This window comes from Gordonia sp. UCD-TK1, from assembly GCF_001691435.1.
GTDB classification, from domain to species: domain Bacteria; phylum Actinomycetota; class Actinomycetes; order Mycobacteriales; family Mycobacteriaceae; genus Gordonia; species Gordonia hongkongensis.
This window is the reverse complement of sequence record NZ_LZMP01000054.1, coordinates 1-5,535: the sequence shown is the minus strand read 5'-3', so window position 1 is coordinate 5,535 and position 5,535 is coordinate 1. Positions and strand designations below refer to the sequence as shown.

The 5,535-nt window shown below is 67.9% G+C and carries 4 protein-coding genes and 2 pseudogenes; 4 read left to right on the top strand and 2 right to left on the bottom strand.

The features are described 5' to 3' along the window. Nucleotides 1-190 (bottom strand): annotated as a pseudogene (locus A9310_RS26670) (phospho-sugar mutase); the annotation flags it as partial. Here A9310_RS26670 and A9310_RS21300 point away from each other — a divergent pair. From A9310_RS21300 to A9310_RS21280, 4 genes and pseudogenes are all read left to right on the top strand, one after another. Further along, nucleotides 101-1,615 (top strand): annotated as a pseudogene (locus A9310_RS21300) (phospho-sugar mutase); the annotation flags it as partial. The pseudogenes A9310_RS26670 and A9310_RS21300 sit on opposite strands and share 90 nt — an antisense overlap. An 18-nt stretch (nucleotides 1,616-1,633) precedes the next feature. Continuing rightward, the gene (locus tag A9310_RS21295; protein ID WP_065632279.1) at nucleotides 1,634-2,065 is read left to right on the top strand and encodes a helix-turn-helix transcriptional regulator; all 432 of its coding nucleotides are present in this window, start codon (nucleotides 1,634-1,636) and stop codon (nucleotides 2,063-2,065) included. Between the two features lie 19 nt (nucleotides 2,066-2,084). Next, nucleotides 2,085-2,495: a VOC family protein gene (locus A9310_RS21290; protein WP_058250458.1), complete on the top strand. Its 411-nt coding sequence runs from the start codon at nucleotides 2,085-2,087 to the stop codon at nucleotides 2,493-2,495. A 206-nt stretch (nucleotides 2,496-2,701) separates the two neighbouring features. Beyond that, nucleotides 2,702-5,110, top strand: coding sequence for an excinuclease ABC subunit UvrA (locus tag A9310_RS21280; RefSeq protein ID WP_065632277.1), 2,409 nt, complete (start codon nucleotides 2,702-2,704; stop codon nucleotides 5,108-5,110). A 154-nt stretch (nucleotides 5,111-5,264) separates the two neighbouring features. Here the strand turns inward: A9310_RS21280 and A9310_RS21275 are convergent. Further along, the coding region (locus A9310_RS21275; protein WP_065632276.1) for a transposase at nucleotides 5,265-5,535 on the bottom strand (271 nt) is incomplete at its 5' end.

Sequence of the window (5,535 nt, the reverse complement as noted above, 5' to 3'; positions counted from 1 at the left end):
CCACGACGCGCGCGTCGGGACCGACCGTGCCGAGCAGATAGCGGGCGACACCGGCCGTGGCTCGGGTGACCACGGCGACGTTCATCCGCGACTCGCCCGCACCGCCGGCCTGCGCGGCGAGGTCGGTGCGGGCGAGTCGCGGATGAACGTCGCCGTGGTCACCCGAGCCACGGCCGGTGTCGCCCGCTATCTGCTCGGCACGGTCGGTCCCGACGCGCGCGTCGTGGTCGGGTGCGACGCCCGGCACGGATCCGCCGAGTTCTTCGACGCGGCAACCGAAGTGCTTGCGGCGCAGGGGCTCACGGTGTTCGCGCTGCCACCCCGGTTGCCGACGCCGGTCACCGCTCATGCGACGCGTGCGCTCGACTGCGACGCCGGTGTGATGATCACCGCCTCGCACAACCCACCGGCCGACAACGGTTACAAGGTGTATCTCGGCGGGCGTGTCACCGACGATGCGGGCAGGGGAGTGCAGATCATCGCGCCGGCCGACGCCGACATCGCGGACCGGATCGCGCAGGCACCGCCCGCCGACGAGGTGTCCCGCGACCCCGCGGCGGTCATCCACCTCGACGACGAGACCGTGCGGACCTATGTCGAGCGCACCGCGCGGCTTCGACCCGGCGGCGGCCCGTCGCCGGTGCGCGTCGTACTGACGCCGATGCACGGGGTCGGGGGTGCGGTCGCCCGAGACGTGTTGCGGGCCGCGGGAATCGGCGACGTCCACGTGGTGGCGGCGCAGTCCGCTCCCGATCCGGACTTCCCGACGGTGCCGTTCCCGAACCCGGAGGAGCCCGGTGCCCTCGACCTCGCGCTCGATCTCGCACGCGACGTCGACGCGGACGTCGTGATCGCCCTCGACCCCGATGCCGACCGCTGCTCGGTGGCGACGGTCGGTCCCGATGGGCAGTGGCGGCAGCTGACCGGCGACGAGATCGGCGCGCTGCTGGGGGAGCAGGCGGCACGGGATGCGACGCGCCCCGGTGACACCCTGGCGTGTTCGATCGTGTCGAGCCGGCTGCTCGGCCGGGTCGCCGCGGTCCACGGGCTGCGGTTCGCCGCGACGCTCACCGGCTTCAAGTGGATCGCCCGGACTTCCAGCCTGCGTTTCGGTTACGAGGAGGCCATCGGCTACTGCACCGACCCCGACACCGTCCGCGACAAGGACGGCATCGGTGCGATGGTCCGGGTCATCTCCCTCGTCGAGGAACTCGGGAAGGACGGCCGCACGCTGACCGACGAACTCGACCGGCTCGCCCGTCGCCACGGCCTGCATGCCACCGCACCGTTGACGATCCGCGTCGAGGACACCGCTCTGATCGGCGAGATGATGCAGCGCCTGCGTTCGTCGCCGATCGAACGACTGGCCGGCTCGCCGGTGGTGGAGAACCGCGACCTGGCACATGGATCCGCTGATCTCCCGCCGACCGACGGCGTCCTGGTGCGGACCGCCGCCGACGACCGCGTCGTCGTGCGTCCCTCCGGCACCGAGCCGAAACTGAAGTGCTATCTGGAAGTCGTCCTCGACTGCCCGGGCGGCGCCGTACCGCGGGACGAGGCCGCACGCCGTCTCGACGCCCTCGGTGCGGACATCTCGGCGGTGCTCGGGGTCTGAGCGCACTACGATCGATCCGTGCCGCGAACCGATTCCGATCAGCGCCTGCGCGACCTGACCCTGCTGCGTCGGGTCCGCGATCGCATCGACCGCGAGTACGCGCAGCCGCTCGACGTCGAGGCGCTCGCGCGCGGGGTGAGCATGTCGGCCGGTCACCTGAGCCGGAAGTTCCGCCAGACCTACGGCGAATCGCCCTACTCGTACTTGATGACTCGCCGTATCGAACGGGCGATGACGCTGCTGCGGCGCGGCGACCTGACCGTCACCGAGGTCTGCTTCGAGGTGGGCTGCTCGTCGTTGGGCACGTTCAGCACCCGGTTCACCGAACTCGTCGGGGTCCCGCCGACGGTCTATCGCGAACAGTCGGCCGACGCGACGGACGGGATACCGGCGTGCCTGGCGAAGAACATCACGAGACCGATCAGGAATCGAGAAGCACAGCGCGGGTGAGACTGCCTAGCCTGATCGCATGAACATCACGATCCAATACACGTTCCTCCCACACACCGACGGCGACGCCGCCCTGGGCTTCTACCGCGACCTCCTCGGTTTCGAACTCCGCAAGGATGTCGGCTACGAGGGCATGCGGTGGCTGACCGTCGGCCCGCCCGGACAGCCGGGCACGTCGATCGTCCTGCATCCGCCGGCTGCCGATCCCGGTATCTCCGAGGAGGAACGACAGACGATCCTCGAGCTGATCGCCAAGGGGAGTTACGGCGCGCTGACGCTGGCGACCGACGACCTCGACGGGCTGTTCGACAAGTTGCAGTCCAGCGGCGTCGACATCGTGCAGGAGCCGATGGATCAGCCGTATGGCGTTCGCGACGCCGCCGTTCGTGACCCGGCGGGCAATCTCATCCGTATCGACCAGGCCGGCTGAGAGATGTGCGGACCCGGTCGATACCCGCCCCCGGAAGCACTCGGCGCGGTCGTCGACCGACAACACCCCGCGGACGTGTCCTCCACCCTGGTTAGATCGACCGGGAGTCCGCGCACCGACCTCGCGGCAACGGACCTCCGGAATGACACGAGCACCCCGAACGCCGACGACCGCCCGCCCGCGGTCGCCACATTGATGGAGAGACGATGAGCCGAACCGCCACCCGTCCCGCACGGAAGGTCGACGCCGTGCGGGCCGACGGCATTCACCCCGCCGATACGCACGACATCATCCGCGTCCATGGCGCCCGGGAGAACAACCTCAAGGACGTCAGCGTCGATCTGCCGAAGCGTCGGCTGACGGTCTTCACCGGGGTGTCGGGTTCCGGGAAGAGTTCACTGGTCTTCAGCACCATCGCCGCGGAATCCCAGCGCCTCATCAACGAGACGTACAGCGCGTTCGTCCAGGGCTTCATGCCGTCGATGGCTCGTCCGGACGTCGACATCCTGGAGGGTCTGACGACGGCGATCATCGTCGACCAGGAGCGGATGGGTGCCAACGTCCGGTCGACCGTCGGCACAGCCACCGACGCGAACGCGATGCTGCGTATCCTGTTCAGTCGCTTGGGAACTCCGCACATCGGTTCGCCGCAGGCGTTCTCGTTCAACGTCGCCTCGATCAGCGGGGCGGGTGCGGTGACCATCGAGAAGGGCGGGCAGAAGGTCAAGGAGCGTCGAAGCTTCTCCATCACCGGCGGCATGTGCCCGCGATGCGAGGGACGTGGCGACGTCTCCGACTTCGACCTCACCGCACTCTACGACTCGTCGAAGTCGCTCAACGAGGGCGCGCTGACGATCCCCGGCTACTCGATGGACGGCTGGTACGGCCGGATCTACCGCGGCTGCGGCTTCTTCGACCCCGACAAGCCGATCGCGAAGTACACCAAGAAGCAGCTCAACGACCTGCTCTACAAAGAGCCCACCAAGATCAAGGTCGAGGGCATCAACATCACCTTCGAGGGTCTGATCCCGAAGATTCAGAAGTCGATGCTGAGCAAGGACCGTGAGGCCATGCAACCGCACATCCGTGCCTTCGTCGACCGGGCGATCACCTTCGCGCAGTGCCCGGACTGTGAGGGCACCCGCCTCACCGCCGAGACCCGTTCGTCGAAGATCAAGGGCATCAGCATCGCCGACGCATGCGCGATGCAGATCAGCGATCTCGCCCAGTGGGTCGCCGACCTCGACGATCCGTCCGCGGCCCCGCTGATCACCGCGCTGCGAGACCACCTCAACGCGTTCGTCGACATCGGACTCGGCTACCTGTCCCTGGAACGCCCGGCCGGCACCCTGTCCGGCGGAGAGGCGCAGCGCACTAAGCTGATCCGTCACCTCGGTTCGTCGCTGACCGACGTGACCTATGTGTTCGACGAGCCGTCGATCGGTCTGCACCCGCACGACATCACCCGGATGAATGATCTGCTGCGCGCATTGCGGGACAAGGGCAACACGGTGCTGGTGGTCGAGCACAAGCCGGAGGTGATCGCGATCGCCGACCGCGTCGTCGACATCGGCCCGGGAGCGGGCACCGACGGCGGCACGATCGTGTTCGAAGGCACCGTCGACGAACTGCGGGCCGCGGACACGCTCACCGGGCGCCACCTGGAGGACCGCGCCGCCGTCAAGGACGAAGTCCGCACGCCCAATGGTCATCTCGAGGTCCGCGGGGCCGACGCCAACAATCTGCGCGATGTCGACGTCGACATCCCGCTCGGTGTGCTGGTCGTGCTCACCGGCGTCGCGGGCTCGGGCAAGAGTTCGTTGATCAACTCGACGGTCGCCAAGGAAGACGGGGTCGTCTCCATCGACCAGAGCGCCATCAAGGGGTCGCGGCGTTCCAATCCGGCGACCTACACCGGTCTGCTCGAGCCGATCCGCAAGGCGTTCGCCAAGGCCAACGGCGTGAAACCCGCCTTGTTCAGCGCGAACTCGGAGGGTGCCTGCCCCAACTGCAACGGTGCAGGCGTCGTCTACTCCGACCTCGCGATGATGGCCGGCGTCGCCGCGCCCTGCGAGGTGTGCGAGGGCAAGCGATTCCAGGCCGAGGTGCTCGACTACACCTTCGGCGGCCGCAACATCAGCGAGGTGCTCGAGATGTCGGTCGCCCAGGCGGAGGCCTTCTTCGCCGAGGGTGACGCCAAACTCCCGGCGGCGCACAAGATCCTGCACCGGATGGTCGACGTCGGGCTCGGCTACATCAAGGTCGGTCAACCGCTGACCACCCTGTCCGGCGGCGAACGCCAGCGATTGAAGTTGGCCAGCCACATGGGGGAGAAGGGCGACGTCTACATCCTCGACGAGCCCACCACCGGCCTCCACCTCGCCGACGTGGAACAGCTCCTCGGGCTGCTCGACCGTCTCGTCGACTCCGGGAAGTCGGTGATCGTCATCGAACACCATCAGGCCGTGATGGCCCACGCCGACTGGATCATCGACCTCGGCCCGGGCGCCGGCCACGACGGCGGCCGGATCGTCTTCGAGGGCACGCCCGCCGACATCGTCGCCGACCGGTCCACGCTCACCGGTCAGCACCTCGCCAAGTACGTCGGTGCCTGAAGTGGTGTGCTATCAGGCCCCGCGAAGGGTTCGGCGCCCGAGACTTCGATAACCCTTTTGTGTCGAGCCTCCCTCCGCTCCCTGAGGTGTGAGGAGCGCAAGCCGCCGGGCCGAGCAAGCGACGAAGGAGCGCGTCGAGGTCGACGAGAGGGTCCTATAGCTTGTCAAGTGCTCCGAGGTCGGTGGTGAGGTCGCGGAACACTTCGCGGGCGATGTAGCGCTTGAGGCAGCGGAGGATGTCTTTCTTCGTTTTGTGTTCGGCGGAACGTCGCTCGACGTAGGCGCGGGTGGGGGCGTGGGATTTCATGCGTCCGACCGCGATCATGTGCAGAGCACTGTTGGCTTGCCGGTCCCCGCCCCGGTTGAGTCGGTGACGGCTGGTTTTGCCTGAGGATGCCGGTAACGGGGCGGCGCCGACGAGTTTG